Raw genomic sequence first — 20558 nt, 5'->3', positions numbered from 1 at the left:
ACGTTGTGATTGCGCGCACCGCCCGCACGACGGCACCGCCGCATGCGGCAAGCTGTCACCCGCTCCGCGTTTCATCTGTCGAGGAATTGCATGCGCTCCACACGCCGCCTCTGGACGCCCGCGCTGCTCGCGCTGGCCATCTCCACCTTCGCACACGCCGCCCCGGCCCCCGCCACGCTGTATCTGGGCGCGGACCTGTCCTACGTCAACGAGATGGAGGAATGCGGTGTGCAATACCGCGAGAACGGCGTGGTCAAGGACCCGTTCGAACTGTTCCATGCGCACGGTGCCAATCTGGTGCGCGTGCGGTTGTGGAACGATGCCCGCTGGACCCGCTACAGCGACCTGTCCGACGTCAAGAAGACCATCGCACGTGCACGCGCGCAAGGCATGCAGGTGCTGCTGGACCTGCACTATTCCGACGACTGGGCCGACGGCGAAAAACAGCTGATTCCCAAGGCCTGGGCCAGCATCACCGATACCGATGAACTGGCACGCACGCTGTACGACTTCACCTATGACACGCTCAGCGCGCTCGACCGTGCCGGCCTGATGCCGGAGCTGGTGCAGGTCGGCAACGAAAGCAATTCCGATCTGATGGACAGCAAGCCATGGGACAAAAAGCGCCCCATCGACTGGCAGCGCAACGCCAAGCTGTTCAACGCCGGCATCAAGGCGGTACGCGATATCGGCGCACGCTCGGCGATCAAGCCACGGGTGATGCTGCATATCGCCCAGCCGGAGAATGTGGAACCGTGGTTTGCCGCCGCGACCAAGGCCGGCGTCACCGACTACGATCTGATCGGCATCAGCTACTACCGCAAGTGGTCGACCCAGTCGATGGCCGAGCTGGGCAAGACCATCAAGCGCCTGCGCGGCCGCTTTGATGCCGACGTGGTGGTGGTGGAAACCGCCTATCCGTGGACGCTGGACTCCGGCGACACCTCGCACAATCTGCTCGGCCAAGACTCGCTGATTCCCGGCTACCCGGCCACGCCGCAGGGTCAGTTCCGCTACATGGTCGATCTCACCCAGCTGGTGATCGATACCGGCGGCGCCGGCGTCGTGTACTGGGAGCCGGCATGGACCAGCAGCAGCTGCAAGACCCGCTGGGGTACCGGCTCGTCGTGGGAAAACGCCAGCTTCTTCGACTTCAAGCACGCCAATGAAGTGCTGCCGGCGATCGACTTCATGCGCCACCCGTATACCGGCGTACCTGCAACGACAAGCACCCCCGCTGCGGGCACGCCAGGCAACGCTGCGGATACCGACAAGAGGACCCAGCCATGACCGGCATCAATCGCCGCGAGCTGCTGCGCGGCATGCTCGCCAGCGGCGTAAGCGCCGCACTTCCGGTCGGTACGGCCGGTGCGTTGCTGCCCGCCATCGCAGCTGCTGCACCAGCTGCAGGTAACACCGCCACGCCGCTTGCCGCGCTCGGCGATGCAGCCCTGGCACCACGCGAACGGCTGCTGTTCGACTTCGGCTGGCGCTTCCATCTGGGCCATGCCAGCGACCCGTCGCGCGACTTCGAGTTCGGTACCTTCCAGCGCAGCTTCGCCAAGGCCGGCAAGGACACTGCGACCGCCGCGCAACTCGCCTTCGACGACAGTGGCTGGGAACTGCTGGATCTGCCGCACGACTGGGCCGTCACCCTGCCCTTCCGGCAGGAACCGATCTCGGCCACCATCACCGAGGAAGATCCGGCCGCCGCGCACGGCTACAAGCCGCTGGGCACGAGCTTTCCGGAAACAAGCGTGGGCTGGTATCGCCGCGTGCTGCAGATTCCCGCAGACGATCTGGGCAAGCGCATCAGCCTGGTGTTCGACGGCGTGTTCCGCGACTGCGTCGTGTTCTGCAATGGCCACATCGTCGGGCGCAACGCCAGCGGCTATTGCGGCTTCGAGGTCGACCTCAGCGACGTGCTCGACTACGGCAAGCCCAACCTGATCGCGGTGCGTGTGGATGCCACGCTGGGCGAAGGCTGGTTCTACGAAGGCGCCGGCATCTATCGCCATCTGTGGTTGCACAAGACTGACCCGCTGCATCTGCCGCAGGACGGCGTGTTCGTGCGCAGCACGCTGCAAGGCGCCACCGCAACCGCGCAGCTGTCCACCGAGGTGCGCAACGACGGCAGCGCCCCGCGCCAGTGCACGGTGCAGGCGCGCGTGACCGCACCGGATGGACGCGTCGTCGCACAGGCAGCCAGCACCGCGGTCACCGTTGCACCCGGCCAGGTGCACCTCGTCGAACAGACCCTGCCGCTCGGCGAAGCGGCGCTATGGTCGATCGACACTCCGCAGCTCTACCGCCTGACCACCAGCGTGCACAGCGACGGCAAGGCGGTCGATGCGCTGGTCACCCCGTTCGGCGTGCGCACGGCCGTCTTCGATGCACAGCGCGGCTTCCTGTTGAACGGTACGCCACTCAAGCTGCACGGCACCAACAATCACCAGGACCACGCCGGCGTCGGCACCGCCATCCCCGACAGCCTGCACGAATGGCGCCTGCGCCAGCTCAAGTCGATGGGCTGCAACGCGTACCGCAGCTCGCACAATCCGGCCACGCCCGAACTGCTCGCGCTGTGCGACCGGCTCGGCATGTTCGTGATCGAGGAAACCCGCCGCATGTCCACCGACCCCGAGGCGATGGGCGAGCTGGAGACGATGGTGCGGCGCGGGCGCAATCATCCCAGCGTGATCCTGTGGTCGCTCGGCAACGAAGAGCCGCAGCAGGTCACCGAGCGCGGCGCACGCATCGTCAGCCGCATGCAGCAACGCGTGCGCCAGCTCGATCCCACCCGTCCCACCACTTTCGCCATGGACAAGGGCTTTGGCGATGGCGTCGGCCAGGTCGTGGATGTGGTCGGCTTCAACTACCGCACCAGTCAGATGGATGGCTTCCACGCGCAATATCCGCACATTCCGATCTACGGCAGCGAAACCGGCAGCACGGTGTCGGTGCGTGGCAACTACCGGCGCGACGATGCGCGCGGCTACACCCGCGCCTACGACACCGACCACCCATGGTGGGCCAGCACCGCCGAAGCCTGGTGGAGCTATGTCGCGCAGCGCCCGTATATCGCTGGCGGCTTCATCTGGACCGGCTTCGATTACCGCGGCGAACCCACGCCCTACAACCGCTGGCCGAATGTCGCCTCGCAGTTCGGCGTGCTCGACAGTTGCGGGTTTCCCAAGGACAACTACTGGTACTACCGCGCGCAATGGACCAGCGAACCGGTGCTGCATCTGTTCCCGCACTGGAACTGGGACGGCCTGCTGCAGCCCGATGACAAGGGCCGCATCCAGGTCTGGTGCCACAGCAATCTCGAAGCGGTGGAACTGCTGGTCAACGGCGTCAGCCAGGGCCTGCAGCAGGTGCCGGCCTACGGCCATGTCGAATGGCGCGTGGTCTACGCACCGGGCGTGATCGAGGCACGCGGCTATCGCGGCGGCAACTTGGTGCTCAGCGAACGCCGCGAGACGGCCGGCAAACCGGCAGCGATCCGCCTGAGCTGCGACCGCAATGCAGTGCGCGCGGATGCCGAAGACGTGGCGGTGGTCAAGGTGGAGATCGTCGATGCGCAGGGCCGCCTGGTACCGACCGCCGACAGCCTGGTGCAGTTCGCGCTGCGCGGGCCTGCGCGGTTGATCGGCGTGGGCAACGGCGACCCCGCCAGCCATGAGGACGACAAGGCGCCGCAACGCAAGGCCTTCAATGGACTGTGTGCGGCCCTGCTGCAGAGCACGCGCAGCGCCGGCAGCATCGTCTTGCAGGCCACCGCACCCGGCCTTGCCGCTGCCACCCTGCGCCTGGAGGCCGACAAGGCCAAACTGCGCGCATCGGTGGCCTGACGCAGGCCGTAGCAGCGGCTGCAGTGATTATCAGGACCCATGTCGGGACCAACCGACCGCAGGACTGGGAGCCATGACCGGCTCCCGGCACAGTCAGTCGCCTGCGCCCGCGTGCGCAGGCGACATGCAGTGGTTACACCCGCCCGGCCCATCGCTGTTACGCCCGGCGACTGGACCACTGGCGGGCGGGTTCACGCATCCGTGCTACCTGAATCCGGCGCACGCGGAAAGTAGCGGCTGAGCTTTTCTTCCCACGCCTGGAACTGCTCAAGCGTGTAGGCATCCATCGGCCGCGGATCGGTGGCGACCGCTTTTTTCTGCGCGACATACGCGATGCGCTGGGACGACAGCTCGTCCCACGCCTTGCGCAGCATCACCGGATCCGGATGCGAGACCATCATCGCTTCCAGCAGCGTGGCCTGCGCCACGCGTGCGGCCAGCAGGTCGCTGAGCGCCTCGGTCACGGCCTGCATCCACTCTTGCTGTTTCTGTTCCATACCCAACCGATCGCTTGCCCCATGCGCCGCGCACCATAGCGCGCCATCCGGAACGGCGGTGTGCAAGCACGGTTCGAGATTCAGGTCATCACGTGATGCGAACACGTGATTTCTATCTCCATCGCTTCGCCTGACCCATCTCAGGCCCGCGACACTGCATCACCGCAACGATGTGCTCCCGCGCGGCGCGTGGCGGCGCGGGAGCGCAAGCCTCATCGCAAGCGCGAGAACGCACCGATACCCGCGATCGCCAACCGGTCGGCGGGCACCGCCGTCTCCGCGAACGACAGCCGCAGGTAGCGGATCTGGCGGATCTCGGGGAAATTCAGGCGCTGGGTCGAGAGCGCATAAGCGATATTGGACAGCTCGCCGGCGCCAGCCGGCTGCCAGTGCTGCCCATCTTCGCTGGTTTCAGCGCGATAGCCTTTAGGCGGCGCCGCACCGTTCATCACCGTGCGCGAGGGTGTGAGGCTGAAGCCGGCAACCTGACGCAGCGCACCAAGGTCGATGGTTGCTTGTACGGGATGGCCCGGCGTGGGAGCGGGCGTGATCCAGATCGTGCTGGCATCGTCGTCGAGCAACATGTCCGCCCCTGGCGCGCTGGCCTCGACAATTCGCCAGCCGGCGGTGGACAGCACGTCTGGCGCGTTCGCGATCGGCCGCGCGACCGGCACGGGCGCAACGGCGCGGAACAGCGCGAATTCGCTGATCGCCGGGCACACCGGCGCCTCCAGCACGACCAGGCGCACCCGACGTGCGGCGACCGGGCGGTCCAGCCGCATGATGCGCTGTGCACCGATGCACTGCGCTTCGGCCAGCCGCCGCCATTGCCCATCGACCTCGGCTTCGACCGCGAAGCGGGTGACGCGCACGCCCAGCGGCAGATACTCGCGCAGCCGGATCAGGTCGAAGCTGTGCACCGCCGACAATTCCAGCGTCAGCGTCGGCGCGGTGACCTCGTTCGGCGTGGACCAGTAGCTGTCCGGCTGGCGGTCGAGGACGCGCGCCGGCTCGAACCCGGGGCCACGCGATGCGCTGGCACTGGCCTTGGCACCCTTGGCCAGATCAATGGCGAAGCTGGCGCGGATCGCGTCGCCGAAACTCTGCAGCACCGCCACATCGTGGTCGGGGATGCGGCCGCGTCGGTCGGGCGGAAGATTGAGGTTCATGTTGGTGCCGCGCGCGACCGAGGTGTCGAAATAGCGCACCAGATTTTCCGGGCTGCGCACCTTGCCGTCTTCATCGGCATGGTAGAACCAGCCAGGGCGGATTGAGGTGTTGGTTTCGGCCGGCCACCACAGCGCCCCGCCGCGCACGCCGGAATTGCCGTTTTCCTGGGTATACGGGGCATTGGGCATGGTTGGCCAGCTCGGATCGCCAGCGATACCGTCCTCGTTGCCGCCCCAGCGGATATCGGCGCCGAGCGGATCGAAGGTGCAGGCCATCGGCTGGTGCCGATGCACCAGCTCGATCATCCGTGGCCAGTTGTAGTAAGCGGGCGCATCGATCTTGCGCGATTCGCGCGCTCCACCGTAGTAGCCGTCGCCGCCATTGGCGCCGTCGAACCAGAACTCGAATAGGTCGCCATAGCCTGTGCAGAGTTCGACGATCTGCTTGCGGAAATAGTCGAGATAGCCGGGACGCCCATACTCGGCATGATTGCGATCCCAGGGGGACAGGTAGATGCCGAACGCCAGGCCAGCGCGTCGACACGCCGCTGCCATTTCGCCGACGATGTCACCGTTGCCGTTCTTGTAGGGCGAGTTCCGGATGCAATGCTCGGTCAAGCGCGTCGGCCAAAGACAAAACCCATCGTGATGCTTGGCCGTGAAAATGAGCCCTTTCAGATTGCCGGCCTTGGCAGCAGCAACAATTTGATCGGCTGAAAAATCGCTGGGATCGAATTTGCGCGGATTCTCGTCGCCGTAGCCCCATTCCTTGTCGGTGAAGGTGTTCATCGCAAAATGCACGAAGGCGTATTGCTCCCACCGATGCCAGCGCAGCTGTCGCGCGCTGGGCACCGCACCCCACGGCGCGGGGCTGCTGGCGCGTGGCGTTTGCGCGATGCGAGCTGCCGAGGCACTGAAGCTGGCGGCGGCCACCACACCCGTGGCAAGAAAGGTACGACGATCGATCATTAGCGCCTCCGACTTTGCACAAGTTTCGATCTTAGCTTTTCCCAAGGCGAAAGAGTCCCAAAGCAACAGGCGGTTGGTGCAATGCGCCGCGCACACGCGGGCCTTTGCGCCGTGAGCGCCGAACAGCGTGCCAAGCAAGCCGGGCATGCGTCGCTTGACGGCTGATGGCCGCGCCGCACGCTGCGTTGTTGGTGCTCGCATGGCTGCATCTTGCGTACGCGAAGCGCGTTCCGCGAACAGAACGGACAATGGCTGGCCGACGACAACCAACAAGGACCGCACGACAGCGTCGGCGGTCCAACACCTGCCAAGTTTTGTCATCAACATTGACCGTAGAGGTCTCATCTTGACTGGTACTGACTTGCGGGAAGTCCACAGGTCGTGACGTAGCAGCACGTGCTCGGGCTGACCGAGCCACACGCTCAGGGATCAGGACGCCCAGCCGGCAGCCGTGCGCACTAGCGCCGCTGTCGCGGATTCGTCTGCGACAGCGGCGGTATGCGTTGAGCGAGCCGGCAATGGAGGTTTGGAGGCCCTGGCCCGATGGCCAATCGCCCACTTGGACCCAGGGCCGGCACCCTCTCGACCGCCAGCGCAAGGATTTGTCGGTGGGTGGGCTTAAACTTGCATCCGCGCCGACGTGAGGCGGCTCCTGGTTCCGTCACAACATCCCGTGCCAGTCCAACGCTTCGTCCGTTTCGTCGCAACATCGATTGATCTCGTTTGGAGGGTCGTCGCAACAGCCTCGCAACAAATCACCGTTACTCGCCGCTGGCGACCCTGATTGACCGCCACATCCCGGAAGAACATTTCTTGCAAAGCACTGACACAAAAGAAAAAACCAAGAACACCGGTGGGGCTGCAGAGCACACCCCGCTGATGAAGCAATTCTTCGCCGCCAAGTCGGACTACCCCGACCTGCTGCTGTTTTTCCGCATGGGCGATTTCTACGAGCTGTTCTACGACGATGCGCGCAAGGCTGCGCGGCTGCTCGACATCACCCTGACCCAGCGCGGCAGCTCCGGCGGTGCGCCGATCCCCATGGCCGGCGTGCCGGTGCATGCCTACGAGGGCTATCTGGCGCGGCTGGTGGCGTTGGGCGAGTCGGTGGCGATCTGCGAGCAGATCGGCGACCCGGCGCTGGCCAAGGGTCTGGTCGAGCGCAAGGTGGTGCGCATCGTCACCCCCGGCACGGTCACCGACGAGGCGTTGCTGGACGAACGTCGCGACACCTTGCTGATGGCGATCGCGCGCAGCAAGCAAGGCTACGGCCTGGCCTGGGCCGATCTGGCCGGCGGGCGTTTTCTGGTCAACGAAGTGGACAGCGTGGACGCGCTGGAAGCGGAGATCGCACGCCTTGAACCGGCCGAGCTGCTGGTGCCCGACGAAGACAACTGGCCGGAGTTCCTGCGCGGCCGCGTCGGCGTGCGGCGGCGGCCAACGTGGTTGTTCGACGCCGACAGCGGCCGGCGCCAGTTGCTGGCGTTCTTCAAGTTGCACGATCTGTCCGGCTTCGGCATCGACGACAAGCCCTGCGCTACCGCCGCCGCTGGCGCGCTGCTGGGCTATGTCGAGGAAACCCAGAAACAGCGGCTGCCGCATCTGACCTCCATCGCAATGGAAGTGGCCAGCGAAGCGATCTCGATGAACGCGGCCACGCGCCGGCATCTGGAGCTGGACACGCGCGTCGATGGCGACACCCGCAACACCTTGCTCGGGGTGCTGGACAGCACGGTCACGCCGATGGGCGGGCGCCTGCTGCGGCGTTGGCTGCACCGCCCGCTGCGCCTGCGCGAGGTGCTGGTGCAGCGCCACCACGCGGTCGGCACCCTCATCGACAGCGGCGCCGATGCCGACGTGCGCGAGGCCTTCCGCGCGCTGGGCGATCTGGAACGCATCCTCACCCGCGTGGCGCTGCGCTCGGCGCGCCCGCGCGATTTTTCCACCTTGCGCGATGGCCTGGCGCTGTTGCCGAAGGTACGCGCGATCCTCGCACCACTGGATTCGCCGCGCCTGCAGACGCTGCACGCCGAACTCGGCGAGCACGATGCCACCGCGCACCTGTTGATCAGCGCGGTGGCGGACCAACCGCCGCTCAAGCTCAGCGACGGTGGCGTGATCGCCACCGGCTACGACGCCGATCTGGATGAGTTGCGCCGGCTGTCCACCAATGCCGATCAATTCCTGATCGACCTGGAACAGCGCGAACGCGCCAGCAGCGGCATCGCCACGCTCAAGGTCGGCTACAACCGCGTGCATGGCTATTACATCGAGATCAGCAAGGGCCAGGCCGAGAAGGCCCCGCTGCACTACAGCCGCCGGCAGACCCTGACCAACGCCGAGCGCTACATCACCGAAGAACTCAAGAGCTTCGAGGACAAGGTGCTGTCGGCGCGCGAGCGCTCGTTGTCGCGCGAAAAACTGCTGTACGAAGGCCTGCTCGATGCACTCGGCAGCGAGCTGGAAGGTCTCAAGCGTTGCGCGAGTGCATTGAGCGAACTCGACGTGCTGGCTGGATTCGCAGAACGCGCGCAGGCACTGGATTGGTCGCAGCCGGAACTGGACAGCGCCCACTGCCTGCACATCGAACGCGGACGCCACCCGGTGGTGGAAGCGGTGCGCGACCAGCCGTTCGAACCCAACGATCTGGAGCTGCATGCCGACCGCCGCATGCTGGTCATCACCGGCCCGAACATGGGCGGTAAATCGACCTACATGCGCCAGAACGCCCTGATCGTGCTGCTGGCGCACATCGGCAGCTATGTGCCGGCCAGCCGCGCGGTGATCGGGCCGATCGACCGCATCCTCACCCGCATCGGCGCGGGCGACGATCTGGCGCGCGGGCAATCCACCTTCATGGTGGAAATGGCCGAGACCAGCTACATCCTGCATCACGCCACGCCGCAATCGCTGGTGCTGATGGACGAGATCGGCCGCGGCACATCCACCTACGACGGCCTGGCGCTGGCCGATGCCGTCGCACGCCATCTGGCGCATACCAACCGCTGCTACACGCTGTTTGCCACGCATTACTTCGAGCTCACCGCACTGGCCGACGAGTCGCATGCCGGCGGTGCCAGCGGCATCGCCAACGTGCATCTGGACGCAGTCGAACACGGCGAGCGCCTGGTGTTCATGCATGCGGTCAAGGACGGCCCGGCCAATCGCAGCTTCGGCCTGCAGGTGGCCGCGCTCGCCGGATTGCCCAAGGCCGCGGTGACCCAGGCGCGTCATCGTCTGGCCGAACTGGAACAACGCGGCGGCGAAAGCCATGTCGCGCAGATGGCGCCGGCCGCATTGGACGCCCCGCAACAGTTCGGCCTGTTTACCGCGCCCTCGTCCGCTGCGCAGGAAGCGCTGCAGGCGCTGGACCCGGACGAACTCACGCCCAAGCAGGCGCTGGAAGCCTTGTATCGGTTGAAGGCGTTGCTTTGAGTGCGGGGAATCGGGAATCGGGAATCGGGAATCGTAAGAGCGTAGTTGCCTGGCTCTAAGCCTTGCGGGGTTGGTCAACCCGTTGCCGTGTTGTTGTCGGAGGAAGTGGCTTGACTGCCACTGTGCGGTATCGCTGCCCTCGCCCTGCATTGCGACGCGTGCCGTGTTGCTCTGCTGCCGCGACGGGCGCACGCTGCGGCAACGTTTTGTCCAATTGGAGACACCCATGACCACGTCCGCCTCGTTGACCGATCAACTCGCCGCGCAGTTGCAAGGCCCGCAGTTGCAGCAGCTCGCCAGCCGGCTCGGCATTGCGCCCGAGCAGGCGCAATCGGCGGTGCAGACCGCGCTGCCGCTGTTGATGGGCGCCCTGGGCCGTAACAGCCAGCAGGCCGGCGGCACCGATGCGTTGCTGGGTGCCTTGCAGCGCGATCATGCCGGCAGCCCGGACATCGGCAGCCTGCTCGGTACGTTGCTGGGCGGCTCGGCCAGCGGTGCGCAAGGCAATGGCGCCGGTATCGTGGGGCATCTGTTCGGCGACAGGGCGCCGCAGGCTGCCGCTGGTCTGGGCCAGGCCACCGGGCTGGAAACCGGCAAGGCCAATCAGCTGCTGCAGTTGCTGGCACCCATCGTGATGGCCTATCTGGCCAAGCGCTTCCTCGGCGGCACTGCCGATGCCAGCAGCCAGCTCGGCCCGGCCCTGGCGCAGGAACAGCAGCGCGCCAGCAGCAACACCGGGATCAACGGCTTGCTGGGCAGCGTGCTGGATCAGGACGGCGACGGAAAGCTTGGACTGGGCGATGTCATGAAGCTCGGCGGCAGCCTGTTCGGCAAGCGCTGAGATCGCAGGCACAGGTCGGTTCGGCACCGGCGTGCCATCCATAGCGTCTCGCTATCGATATGGTTGAATAATTCGAATTCCCCAACCGATCGATGCTGCTTATCGTGTGCGCACGCCACCACGATGAGTCCGCCTGATGCGTCTGTCTGCCAGTCACAGTCTGCATATCGACCTATACCGGCGCCTGCAGGCAGGCGCTAGCATCGGCACACCCGGCGACCATTCTCGATAACCCCATGGCCGCATCTGCGCCTTCGATCGATGACCACCGCTGACGCATTGCCCACCTTTTCGATTCCACCAGCACGTGTCCGCAGTTTCGGCACACAGCTCCCCAAGTGCTCACGCACACAGGTATTGCCATGACAACCGAAGCAAAGTGCCCTTTCAATCACGCCGTCGTCGGCACCGGAACCACCAACCGCGATTGGTGGCCCAAGCAGTTGCGCGTGGACCTGCTCAGCCAGCATTCGAGCAAGTCCAACCCGCTGGGCCAGACCTTCAATTATGCCGAGGCGTTCAAGCGCATTGATCTGGCCGCGCTCAAGCAGGAACTGCGTGCGCTGATGACCGACTCGCAGGACTGGTGGCCGGCCGACTTCGGCCATTACGGGCCGCTGTTCGTGCGCATGGCCTGGCATAGCGCCGGCACCTACCGCATCGGCGACGGACGTGGCGGCGGCGGTCGCGGCCAGCAGCGCTTCGCACCGCTCAACAGCTGGCCGGACAATGTCAGCCTGGACAAGGCGCGCCGCCTGCTGTGGCCGATCAAGCAGAAGTACGGCCAGGCGATCTCCTGGGCCGACCTGATGATCCTCACCGGCAACGTCGCGCTGGAAAGCATGGGCTTCAAGACCTTCGGCTTTGCCGGTGGCCGCGAAGACACCTGGGAACCGGATCAGGACCTGTACTGGGGCCGCGAAACCAAGTGGCTGGGTGGCGACGAGCGCTATTCGCGTGGTTCGCCCGGCGTCGACGAAGCGCACGGCGTGCTGGTGAAGGACGACGACAGCGAAGTGCCGCACACCCGCGATCTGGAGAACCCGCTGGCAGCCGTGCAGATGGGCCTGATCTACGTCAATCCGGAAGGCCCGGACGGCAAGCCCGACCCGGTCGCCGCCGCGCGCGACATTCGCGACACCTTCGCGCGCATGGCGATGAACGACGAAGAGACCGTGGCGCTGATCGCCGGCGGCCACACCTTCGGCAAGACCCACGGCGCCGGCCCGGCCGACAACGTCGGTGCCGAGCCGGAAGCCGGCGAGCTGGAGAGCCAGGGCCTGGGTTGGCACAACCGCTACGGCAGCGGCAAGGGCGCCGACACCATCACCAGCGGCCTGGAAGTCACCTGGACCACCACCCCGGCGCAGTGGAGCAACGACTTCTTCGACCATCTGTTCAAGTTCGAGTGGGAACTGAGCAAGAGCCCGGCCGGCGCGCACCAGTGGGTGGCCAAGAATGCCGACGCCATCATTCCCGACGCCCACGATGCAGCGAAGAAGCATCGGCCGACCATGCTGACCACGGATCTGGCGCTGCGTTTCGACCCGGCCTATGAGGCCATCTCGCGTCGCTTCCACGAACACCCCGACCAGTTCGCCGACGCGTTCGCCCGCGCCTGGTTCAAGCTCACCCACCGCGACATGGGCCCGCGCTCGCGTTACCTGGGAACCGAAGTGCCGAGCGAAGAACTGCTGTGGCAGGACCCGGTGCCGGCCGTCGACCACCCGCTAGTCGATGCGCAGGACGCCGCCGCCCTCAAGCAGACCATCCTCGACTCCGGCCTGAGCGTGGCGCAGCTGGTGTCCACCGCGTGGGCATCGGCATCGACCTTTCGCGGTTCGGACAAGCGTGGCGGCGCCAATGGCGCACGCATCCGTCTGGCACCGCAGAAGGATTGGCAGGCCAACCAGCCCGCGCAGCTTGCACAGGTGCTGGGCACGCTGGAGCGCGTCCGGGCCGACTTCAATGGCGCGCAGTCGGGCGGCAAGCAGATCTCGCTGGCCGACCTGATCGTGCTGGCCGGTAATGCCGCGGTCGAACATGCCGCACAGGCCGCTGGTCACAGCGTCACCGTGCAGTTCGCACCCGGCCGCACCGATGCCTCGCAGGAGCAGACCGATGTCGAATCGTTCGCGGTGCTGGAACCGGTGACCGATGGCTTCCGCAACTACGCCAAGCAACGCTACGCAGTGCCTGCGGAGGCATTGCTGATCGACAAGGCACAGCTGCTGACGCTGACCGCGCCCGAGTTGACCGTGCTGGTCGGTGGCCTGCGCGTGCTCGGCGCCAATGTCGGCGACTCCAGCCATGGCGTATTCACCGCCCGCCCCGGCGTGCTGAGCAATGACTTCTTCGCCAACCTGCTCGACATGCGCACCGAGTGGAAAGCCACCTCCGAATCGAAGGAGATCTACGAAGGCCGCGACCGCAGCACCGGTGAAGCCAAGTGGACCGGCACGCGCGTGGACCTGGTGTTCGGCTCCAACTCGATCCTGCGTGCGGTGGCCGAGGTCTATGCCAGTGCCGATGCACAGGAGAAGTTCGTCCAGGACTTCGTCGCCGCCTGGACCAAGGTGATGCAGCTGGATCGTTTCGATCTGGCGTGAGTTGCAAGGCGCACGCCCTCGTGCGTGCGCATGCAGCGGTGTTGAAATACACGCAAGAGCTCGACTCGGCCCTGAAGACGTCAGTGGAGCGGCGGGTCTGCGGTTTGGCTGCAAGGCCCTTGCCCGCCCACCCTCGCGGGACACGCCGCAAGTACGTCCCTGCAGGCTCTTACGCGGCATCCATGCCGCGTAAGGTCCCGCGACGGTGAGCGGGCAAGGACCCGTCGAGATGGTCGGTGTGTGCTTGGTTAAGAGCAGAGCATGACGTGCGCTGGTTGGATACTGTGCGGCTTGCACCAACACCGCCACCACTCGACCGCTAGCCAGCCGGCCAGGTCTTATGAGCGGTTCTCAAGCTTCCGATCGATGGTTCTGCACCGGCTACATCGCGCACCGCAACAGAAAACGGCGCTTCCCCGCGATGGAGAAGCGCCGTTTTTATTGATTGAACAACATGACGGAGGCCCAGGCGTTTTTTGTTTCCGCCAGTCGATTCGCAGCGAATAGCCCGCGCAGTGCTACAACGCGTCGATATCGCCAAGCGCGTTGATCAGCCGGCGTGCGCGCTTGTCCGGCTTGCCCTCGGGTGCGCGATAGCCGGTACGTTCGGCGGCGCGCTGCAGCCGCCATTGCGCCCGCGCCTCGCGTGAGGCATCGCTTTCCACGTACAGCGTCTGTGCGACCGGAGCGGGGCCGCGCACATCGCTCAGCGCGGCAACGGTGATCTCGAAGATCTCGCCGCCACGGTCGATGCGCAACTGCTCGCCGCTGCGCAGCGTGCGCGAGGGCTTGGGCCGCTGGCCGGCGACGTCCACCTTGCCGTTGTCCACCGCCGTCTTGGCCAGGCTGCGCGTCTTGAAGAAGCGCGCCGCCCACAGCCAGACATCCAGCCTGACCGTCGTCGCTTGTTCCACCAGTTGAGTCATCGCGTTGTGCTTGCCGTCGGGTCCAATGGGCTGCGGGCCGCTGCCGTGATCGCCGCTGCATCGGCGCGTCGCAACGGGCTGCGTTGAGCGGGAAATATCTGGGCAAGCCCGCTGTAACTCAAGCGTCGCCGCCGTCCAAGTACAGCCTTCCTTCTACACGCTGGCTGACTCATACAGACTGGTCCGCACAGCGTGCTCCGTGTCATCGACCTGGCGACAGCACGCCTCACACCTGCCAATGCTAGTGTTCGCAGCTTCCGCACCACGGCGCGCCTGCGATGCCCAAATCCGCTGTCCTGACCGAAGGCCCGATCGGCAAGAATCTGCTGCTGTTTGCGATGCCGATCCTTGCCGGGAACATCGCGCAATCGCTCAATGGCTCGATCAATGCGATCTGGGTGGGCCGCTACCTCGGCGAGGCGGCGCTGACTGCGGCGGCCAATGCCAACAGCATCATGTTCTTCCTGATCGGCTCGGTGTTCGGCATCGGCATGGCTTCGACCATCCTGATCGGCCAGGCGATGGGCGCGCGCGACATTGCGCAGGCGCGCAAGGTCATGGGCACCAGTGCCAGTTTCTTCGGCGGACTATCGGCGCTTATCGCGGTGCTGGGCTGGTTTCTGGCCCCGCATCTGTTGACCGCCATGGGCACGCCGCCTGCATCGCAGACACTGGCCGAGGAGTACCTGCGGGTGATCTTCCTGGCGATGCCGCTGATCTATGTGTTTGCGTTTCTGTCGGCGGCACTGCGCGGTACCGGCGATGCCCGCACGCCATTCCGCTTCTTGCTGGTGTCGGTGGTGCTGGACATCGTGTTCAACCCGCTGCTGATCTTCGGCCTGGGCCCGTTCCCGGCGCTGGGCATCGCCGGCGCGGCCTGGGCCACCTTGCTGGCGCAGGCGGTGGCACTGGGCGGTTTGCTGCTGTATCTGCGCAGCAAACGCCATGTACTGTGGCTGGGCCGCGCCGATCTGCACCTGTTCCGCATCGCGCCGACCATCCTGCGCGCGCTCATCGTCAAAGGCGTGCCGATGGGCCTGCAGATGGTGCTGATTTCGCTGGCCATGATCGCGATGATGACGCTGGTCAACGGCTTCGGTACCGACACCGCAGCCGCCTACGGCGCCGCGTTGCAGCTGTGGACCTATGTGCAGATGCCGGCGATGGCACTGGGCGCGGCGTGTTCGACGATGGCCGCGCAGAACGTGGGCGCGGGATTGTGGACACGCGTGGATGCGACCGCACGCACCGGCATCGCGGCCAACTTCCTGATGACCGGCGTGCTGATCGGGCTGCTGATCGTGTTCGATCGCTGGACGCTGGCGCTGTTCCTGCCGACCGACAGCCCGACCCTGGAGGTCGCGCGGCATCTCAACCACATCGGGATCTGGTCGTTCCTGCTGTTCGGCGTGAGCTTCGTGGTTTCCGGCGTGGTGCGGGCCACCGGTGCGGTGATCCCGCCGCTGCTGATCCTGGCCTTCGGTCTGTGGGGCGTGCGCGTGCCGCTGGCAAACGCCTTGATTCCGCATCTGGGAGCCGACGGCATCTGGTGGAGTCTTCCGATCAGTTCGCTGTGTTCGATGCTGCTGTCGCTGGCGTATTACCGCTGGGGCGGCTGGCGCAAGGCACGCATGCTGACCACGCCGGCAGATCCTGCCGGACTCGCCGCCGCCGCCGAAGTGCCGGCGCATCCGGCCTCGCCGGTCGCCGATACCGCGCCCATCGCAGGCGCGCCGCAGCCCCGCCAGCGCTGACGTCGGCTGGCACCAGGCGGAACGCTGCCACACCGGCCGACATCACGCGAAAGCAGGAGCCAGGCGCTGTATTGAAATGATCAAGACAGCGCGCAGGGATTTCTTGAGTGATCGGCCCAGCCGACGGACGCCATCGCTCGCCAAGTCGCCACGAAAAGACATCCCGCCCCACTGCGCAACATCCGCGCGCTCACGTGTAAACCTGTGAGCATCGCGTACGCACAACCGGCGAATCCCTAATCCCTAATCTCGATTCCCCAATGCCGATTCCCGATTCCCACAACACAAACGGCCGCCCGAAGGCGACCGTCTGGCAACAGCAGGACAAGCCTGCCAGTGACTCACTCAGCCTTGGCAGCAGCCTGGCGAGCGGCCTTGGCCTGTGCAGCGGCGGCCAGATCTTCCTTGATGCGGGCAGCCTTGCCTTCCAGACCACGCAGGTAGTACAGCTTGCCGGCGCGCACCTTACCGCGACGCTTCACTTCGACCGAGTCGATGATGGCGCTGTGGGTCTGGAACACGCGCTCGACGCCGAAGCCGTGCGAGATCTTGCGCACGGTGAACGCGGAGTTCAGGCCGGCGTTCTTGGTACCGATCACGACGCCCTCATAGGCCTGCACGCGCTCGCGGTTGCCTTCCTTCACCTTGACGTTCACCACGACGGTGTCGCCCTGGTTGAACTCGGGAAGCTTGCGCTGAATCTGGGCGGCTTCGAAGTCAGCCAGGATGGTCTTGTTGAGTTTGCTCATGATGGGCACCGCGTGTCTGGTGATATTGGACCGGCAGTCGCCGCACGGCGATTGCTCGAGGTTCGTAGGAGGGCCAGACGCAAGGCTGGCCAGCAAGCCGCATATTGTACCCCAATCGATAATGCAAGAGCTAGGGGTGGAGCCCTTATTTCTCGTCGCCCGGGGCGAGTTCGCGGCGAAACTCGTCCAGCAGACGGCGATCGTTCTTGTCCAACCCGGCTTCATCGAGCAAGTCCGGGCGACGCAACCAGGTCCGGCCCAGCGACTGCTGCCGACGCCAGCGCGCAATTGCAGCGTGATTGCCCGAGCGCAAGACTTCCGGCACATCGCCCCAGTCATGGGTCGATGGATGGCTGTAGTGCGGGCAGTCGAGCAGGCCTTGCGGGCCTTCGAAACTGTCCTGGGCCGCGGATTCGGCGTCGTTCAACACCCCCTCCTGCAACCGCGTCACCACATCCACCAGCACCGCCGCGCCCAACTCGCCACCGGACAACACGTAGTCGCCGATGGAGATTTCCATATCCACCGCCTGCGCCAGAAAGCGCTCGTCCACGCCTTCGTAGCGCCCGCACAGCAACACCATGCGTGGCAACTGCGCCAGCTCGCGAGCGAGCGGCTGGGTGAGCGGCCGCCCCTGCGGGCTGAGATAGATCACCGGCGCCGGACGCGCGTCTGCCGCTTGCACCGCGTCCAGGCAGGCCCGCAACGGCTCGATCAACATCACCATGCCGGGCCCGCCACCGAACGGACGATCGTCCACCCGGCGGTAATTGCCCTGCGCATGCTCGCGCGGATTCCAGCCCTGCAATTCCAGCAAGCCACGCTCCTGCGCCCGCCCGACCACACCGAACGCCGCGCATTGCGCGATGAACTCGGGGAACAGACTGATGACGTCGATGCGCACTGGGGAATCGGGAATCGGAAGTGGGGAATGGGTAAAGCAAGAGCGGAGCGGCACGATGCGCCATTCCGGTCAGAAATCCGGATCCCAGTCCACCACGATCAGGTTGGCTTCGAAGTCGACCGACTTGACGAAATCCGGCAGCACGAACGGCACCAGCCGCTCGCGATCGCCACGTACCACCATCACGTCATTGGAGCCGGTGGAGAACAGGTGCGACACCGTGCCGAGCTTGACGCCCTCGACGGTTTCCACCTGCAACTCCTCCAGATCCACCCAATAATATTCATCGGGCTTGGGCGGCGGCAGCACGCTGCGCGCGACGTAAATCTCGGTTCCATGCATGGCTTCGACGGTGTCGCGGTCAGTGACGTCGGGGAACACCGCAATCAGATTCTTGCCCTGATCGCGCCCACGTACGCCGCTCACGACCGATTCCTGCCCCGAGGGCGTCCGCACGATCCACGGCTGATACCGGAAGATCGCACTGCGCGGCTCGGTCCAGGATTCGAGCTTGAGCTCGCCCTTGACACCAAAAGCGCCGACAATCCTGCCTAACAGGATGCGGCGCTCGGTCGGCTTCATCTGCGTCGACTCTGGGCCAGGCGCTGGCGCCCGGCCCTCCAGGATCAGGCCGCAGCGGCCTGAGACTTGGATGCTTCGCGATACAGGTTACGCACCTTGTCGGTCAGCTGGGCGCCCTGGCCGACCCAATGGTCGACGCGAGCAACGTCCAGCACGACGCGCGGTTCTGCGCCCTGCGCAACCGGGTTGTAGTAACCCAGACGCTCGATGTTGCGGCCGTCGCGCGCGCTGCGCACGTCGGTCACGATGATGTGGTAGAACGGACGCTTCTTGGCGCCGCCGCGGGTCAGTCGAATCTTGACCATGGTGTCGTTTTCCTGAGTTGCCCAGTCGCCAGAATGGCGCGGTAAGCCGGCGATTATAGCGGGCTCCGGCGGCGAAGCCAAGTCACCCCGGAATCGCTCAGATCCCCTGCCAGGCCTGGGTCTGCAGGGCTTGTTCCAGCAATGGCAGCTGCGCGGCCTGCGCCGGCCATGACGCCGCGCCGGCTTGCACGATCGCCTGCTGACCGCGCGCGTTGCAGCTGAAGGCGCCATCAAAGCCGCCCAGCTCGCTCAGCACGACCGGGCGAAACTCCTGCTGGATACCGAGCGTCTGCAGGCCGGCCTGCAGCAGACGCTGCTGGGTGCCGGGCAGCGCCGGCCCTTGTGGCCACACCACCCTGCCCTGCTGCCACACGCCCAGATTCCAGAAAGCGCCTTCCAGCAGATGCTCCTGCGCGTCGATCAGCAATGCATCGTCATAGCCGGCCGCCATGGCCTGGCGACGCAGATGCAGCAGCGCGAAGGTGCCGACATGCTTGTGCCGCGGTTGCTCGCGCACATGACGGACCGGCTGCACGCGCAGTGCAGTGGCTGGCATCCGGGCTGCGGGCGCGATGGAGATCAGCACATCGAGTGCAAGCTGGCGCAATGGATCGCGCAGGTCGAAGTCCTGCGCAAACACGGTGATGCGCACGCTGGCGTCTTCGCAGTTCGCAGCCAACAACGCAGCGCGTAACTGGGCGCGCAGGGATGCCTCATCGATTGATGCACCGAACAGGGCAGCGCCGTCGTGCTGCAGCCGCTGCAGATGCAGGTCCAGCCCGCGTACCGCCCCGCCGCGCACCTGCAACGTGGTGAAGTGGCCGTAATTGATCAATGCGGCCGCGCCCAACTGCTGCGCTGTCGCCACTGCGCCGTTGCAGAAGATCAGCGGCACAACAGCGCCTGTGCTTCAGCCCACCACTGGGTTAGCAATTGCGCGGCAGGCTGGGCCGGTGCCATCCAGGCCGATTGGCCGGCCCAGGCCTGCATGGCGTCCAGCCGGTTGTCGCGCGCGGCGGCCTGACGCATCGGTGCGGTCAGCGCGCGCTGCACCGGATACGGCGCCGGCACCGGCGCCTCGGCGGCAATGGCAGCACGCACATAGGGCGTGGCGAGCGCACGCCCCAGCCGGCCGGAAAATGCGCGGGTCGGCTGGGTCTGTTCCGGCTCGGCCTGGGCCAGGGCGTCGGCCCAGGCGCTCGGCAGCGCCGCCTCGGGCGTGCGCAGCAGGCCGGTACCGATCTGCACGGCGCTTGCGCCCAGCGTCAGCGCCGCGGCAATGCCGCGCGCATCGGCGATGCCGCCTGCGGCGATCACCGGAAGATCCAGGTGATCGACCAATCGTGGCAACAAGGCGAACAACCCGGTCATCTGCCGCTCGGCGCGAGCGGCGTCGAATGCACCGCGATGCCCACCGGCCTCGGCGCCCTGTGCAACCACCGCATCGGCACCGGCCGCCTGGGCCGCACGCGCTTCGTCCAGCGTGGTGGCGCAGGCAAACCAGGCGATGCCGGCGCTTTTCAGCCGCGCAACCTGATCGGGCCGGAACACGCCCATGATCGATGAGGCGACGGCGGGCCGTGCGGCGAGCAAGGCGTCGAACTGGGCACCGAAGTCGGCCGGCGTTGCGTCGCCCGCATCCTCGGGAACCGGCGGCCCCCACTGCGACAGAAACGCGCGCACACGCGCCTCTGCCGCGGCGTCGCGCACAGGGGCCGGATCGGGAATCCACAGATTGACCTGGGCAGGCCCGGCGCTCGCGTCGCGAAAGGCCGTCATCCACGCCACGATGTCCTGCGGTTGCGACAACACCGCACCCATCGCGCCCATGCCGCCAGCCTCAGCAACCGCCGCCGACAACGGCACCGGGCAGGCACCGGCCATGGGGCTGAGCAGGATGGGAAGGCCTAAACCAAAACGCTGCTGGAAGGCGTCGATCTGCGAAAACGAAACCATCGTGCGCG

At 66.0% G+C, this 20558-nt stretch carries 15 protein-coding genes; 6 read left to right on the top strand and 9 right to left on the bottom strand.

All coding sequences use genetic code 11. From position 1 onward, the window contains the following. The first annotated feature begins 90 nt into the window (after positions 1-90). Both ABQY64_RS06725 and galA read left to right on the top strand, forming a co-directional pair. Positions 91-1290, top strand: a complete 1200-nt coding sequence (locus tag ABQY64_RS06725; RefSeq protein ID WP_349779132.1) for an arabinogalactan endo-1,4-beta-galactosidase — start codon at positions 91-93, stop codon at positions 1288-1290. After that, positions 1287-3854: a beta-galactosidase GalA gene (galA, locus tag ABQY64_RS06720; RefSeq protein WP_349779133.1), complete on the top strand. Its 2568-nt coding sequence runs from the start codon at positions 1287-1289 to the stop codon at positions 3852-3854. Before ABQY64_RS06725 ends, galA begins: the two co-directional genes overlap by 4 nt. A gap of 191 nt (positions 3855-4045) precedes the next feature. On the opposite strand, the gene ABQY64_RS06715 is transcribed toward galA, so the two are convergent. Both ABQY64_RS06715 and ABQY64_RS06710 read right to left on the bottom strand, forming a co-directional pair. Next, complete coding sequence (locus ABQY64_RS06715; RefSeq protein WP_349779134.1) at positions 4046-4351, bottom strand: hypothetical protein; 306 nt, start codon at positions 4349-4351, stop codon at positions 4046-4048. 212 nt (positions 4352-4563) lie between these two features. Beyond that, on the bottom strand, positions 4564-6489 hold the full coding sequence (locus ABQY64_RS06710; RefSeq protein WP_349779257.1) for an alpha-L-fucosidase: 1926 nt from the start codon (positions 6487-6489) through the stop codon (positions 4564-4566). A gap of 879 nt (positions 6490-7368) precedes the next feature. On the opposite strand from ABQY64_RS06710, the gene mutS reads away from it, so the two are divergent. The 3 genes from mutS to katG all read left to right on the top strand — a co-directional run bounded on the left by mutS (position 7369) and on the right by katG (position 13374). After that, positions 7369-9924: a DNA mismatch repair protein MutS gene (gene mutS, locus ABQY64_RS06705; protein ID WP_349779135.1), complete on the top strand. Its 2556-nt coding sequence runs from the start codon at positions 7369-7371 to the stop codon at positions 9922-9924. 226 nt (positions 9925-10150) lie between these two features. Further along, positions 10151-10765: a DUF937 domain-containing protein gene (locus ABQY64_RS06700; RefSeq protein WP_349779136.1), complete on the top strand. Its 615-nt coding sequence runs from the start codon at positions 10151-10153 to the stop codon at positions 10763-10765. Between the two features lie 362 nt (positions 10766-11127). Further along, positions 11128-13374 (top strand): catalase/peroxidase HPI, encoded by a 2247-nt coding sequence (gene katG, locus ABQY64_RS06695; protein WP_349779137.1) that lies wholly within the window; start codon positions 11128-11130, stop codon positions 13372-13374. Positions 13375-13892: 518 nt separating this feature from the next. Here katG and ABQY64_RS06690 read toward each other — a convergent pair. Further along, positions 13893-14300 (bottom strand): RNA-binding S4 domain-containing protein, encoded by a 408-nt coding sequence (locus ABQY64_RS06690; protein ID WP_016903197.1) that lies wholly within the window; start codon positions 14298-14300, stop codon positions 13893-13895. A gap of 278 nt (positions 14301-14578) precedes the next feature. Here ABQY64_RS06690 and ABQY64_RS06685 point away from each other — a divergent pair, with 278 nt between their 5' ends. Continuing rightward, positions 14579-16054, top strand: a complete 1476-nt coding sequence (locus ABQY64_RS06685; RefSeq protein WP_349779138.1) for an MATE family efflux transporter — start codon at positions 14579-14581, stop codon at positions 16052-16054. 341 nt (positions 16055-16395) lie between these two features. Here the strand turns inward: ABQY64_RS06685 and rplS are convergent, their stop codons facing one another. The 6 genes from rplS to ABQY64_RS06655 form a co-directional block, all read right to left on the bottom strand. Then, positions 16396-16803: a 50S ribosomal protein L19 gene (gene rplS / locus ABQY64_RS06680; RefSeq protein WP_005989873.1), complete on the bottom strand. Its 408-nt coding sequence runs from the start codon at positions 16801-16803 to the stop codon at positions 16396-16398. A gap of 145 nt (positions 16804-16948) precedes the next feature. Further along, positions 16949-17707 (bottom strand): tRNA (guanosine(37)-N1)-methyltransferase TrmD, encoded by a 759-nt coding sequence (trmD, locus tag ABQY64_RS06675; RefSeq protein ID WP_039520068.1) that lies wholly within the window; start codon positions 17705-17707, stop codon positions 16949-16951. Between the two features lie 69 nt (positions 17708-17776). Continuing rightward, the gene (gene rimM, locus ABQY64_RS06670; protein WP_016901486.1) at positions 17777-18289 is read right to left on the bottom strand and encodes a ribosome maturation factor RimM; all 513 of its coding nucleotides are present in this window, start codon (positions 18287-18289) and stop codon (positions 17777-17779) included. Positions 18290-18333: 44 nt separating this feature from the next. Next, entirely contained in the window at positions 18334-18594 is a 261-nt protein-coding gene (gene rpsP, locus ABQY64_RS06665) for a 30S ribosomal protein S16 (protein WP_011036396.1), read from the bottom strand. 97 nt (positions 18595-18691) lie between these two features. After that, the gene (locus tag ABQY64_RS06660; RefSeq protein WP_349779139.1) at positions 18692-19489 is read right to left on the bottom strand and encodes an aminotransferase class IV family protein; all 798 of its coding nucleotides are present in this window, start codon (positions 19487-19489) and stop codon (positions 18692-18694) included. Then, positions 19480-20550 (bottom strand): nitronate monooxygenase, encoded by a 1071-nt coding sequence (locus ABQY64_RS06655; RefSeq protein ID WP_349779140.1) that lies wholly within the window; start codon positions 20548-20550, stop codon positions 19480-19482. The genes ABQY64_RS06660 and ABQY64_RS06655 overlap by 10 nt, the downstream gene beginning before the upstream one ends. Positions 20551-20558 lie beyond the last annotated feature (8 nt).

The sequence above is a fragment of the Xanthomonas sp. WHRI 7065 genome (assembly GCF_040203115.2).
Lineage (GTDB): Bacteria > Pseudomonadota > Gammaproteobacteria > Xanthomonadales > Xanthomonadaceae > Xanthomonas > Xanthomonas arboricola.
Note: the sequence above shows the minus strand (reverse complement) of the source record. Positions and strands in the feature narration are given on the sequence as shown.

Coding starts and splice junctions, on each gene's coding strand:
- ABQY64_RS06725 (WP_349779132.1), top strand. CDS start 91: ATGCGCTCCACACGCCGCCTCTGGACGCCCGCGCTGCTCGCGCTGGCC.
- galA (WP_349779133.1), top strand. CDS start 1,287: ATGACCGGCATCAATCGCCGCGAGCTGCTGCGCGGCATGCTCGCCAGC.
- ABQY64_RS06715 (WP_349779134.1), bottom strand. CDS start 4,351: ATGGAACAGAAACAGCAAGAGTGGATGCAGGCCGTGACCGAGGCGCTC.
- ABQY64_RS06710 (WP_349779257.1), bottom strand. CDS start 6,489: ATGATCGATCGTCGTACCTTTCTTGCCACGGGTGTGGTGGCCGCCGCC.
- mutS (WP_349779135.1), top strand. CDS start 7,369: ATGAAGCAATTCTTCGCCGCCAAGTCGGACTACCCCGACCTGCTGCTG.
- ABQY64_RS06700 (WP_349779136.1), top strand. CDS start 10,151: ATGACCACGTCCGCCTCGTTGACCGATCAACTCGCCGCGCAGTTGCAA.
- katG (WP_349779137.1), top strand. CDS start 11,128: ATGACAACCGAAGCAAAGTGCCCTTTCAATCACGCCGTCGTCGGCACC.
- ABQY64_RS06690 (WP_016903197.1), bottom strand. CDS start 14,300: ATGACTCAACTGGTGGAACAAGCGACGACGGTCAGGCTGGATGTCTGG.
- ABQY64_RS06685 (WP_349779138.1), top strand. CDS start 14,579: ATGCCCAAATCCGCTGTCCTGACCGAAGGCCCGATCGGCAAGAATCTG.
- rplS (WP_005989873.1), bottom strand. CDS start 16,803: ATGAGCAAACTCAACAAGACCATCCTGGCTGACTTCGAAGCCGCCCAG.
- rimM (WP_016901486.1), bottom strand. CDS start 18,289: ATGAAGCCGACCGAGCGCCGCATCCTGTTAGGCAGGATTGTCGGCGCT.
- rpsP (WP_011036396.1), bottom strand. CDS start 18,594: ATGGTCAAGATTCGACTGACCCGCGGCGGCGCCAAGAAGCGTCCGTTC.
- ABQY64_RS06655 (WP_349779140.1), bottom strand. CDS start 20,550: ATGGTTTCGTTTTCGCAGATCGACGCCTTCCAGCAGCGTTTTGGTTTA.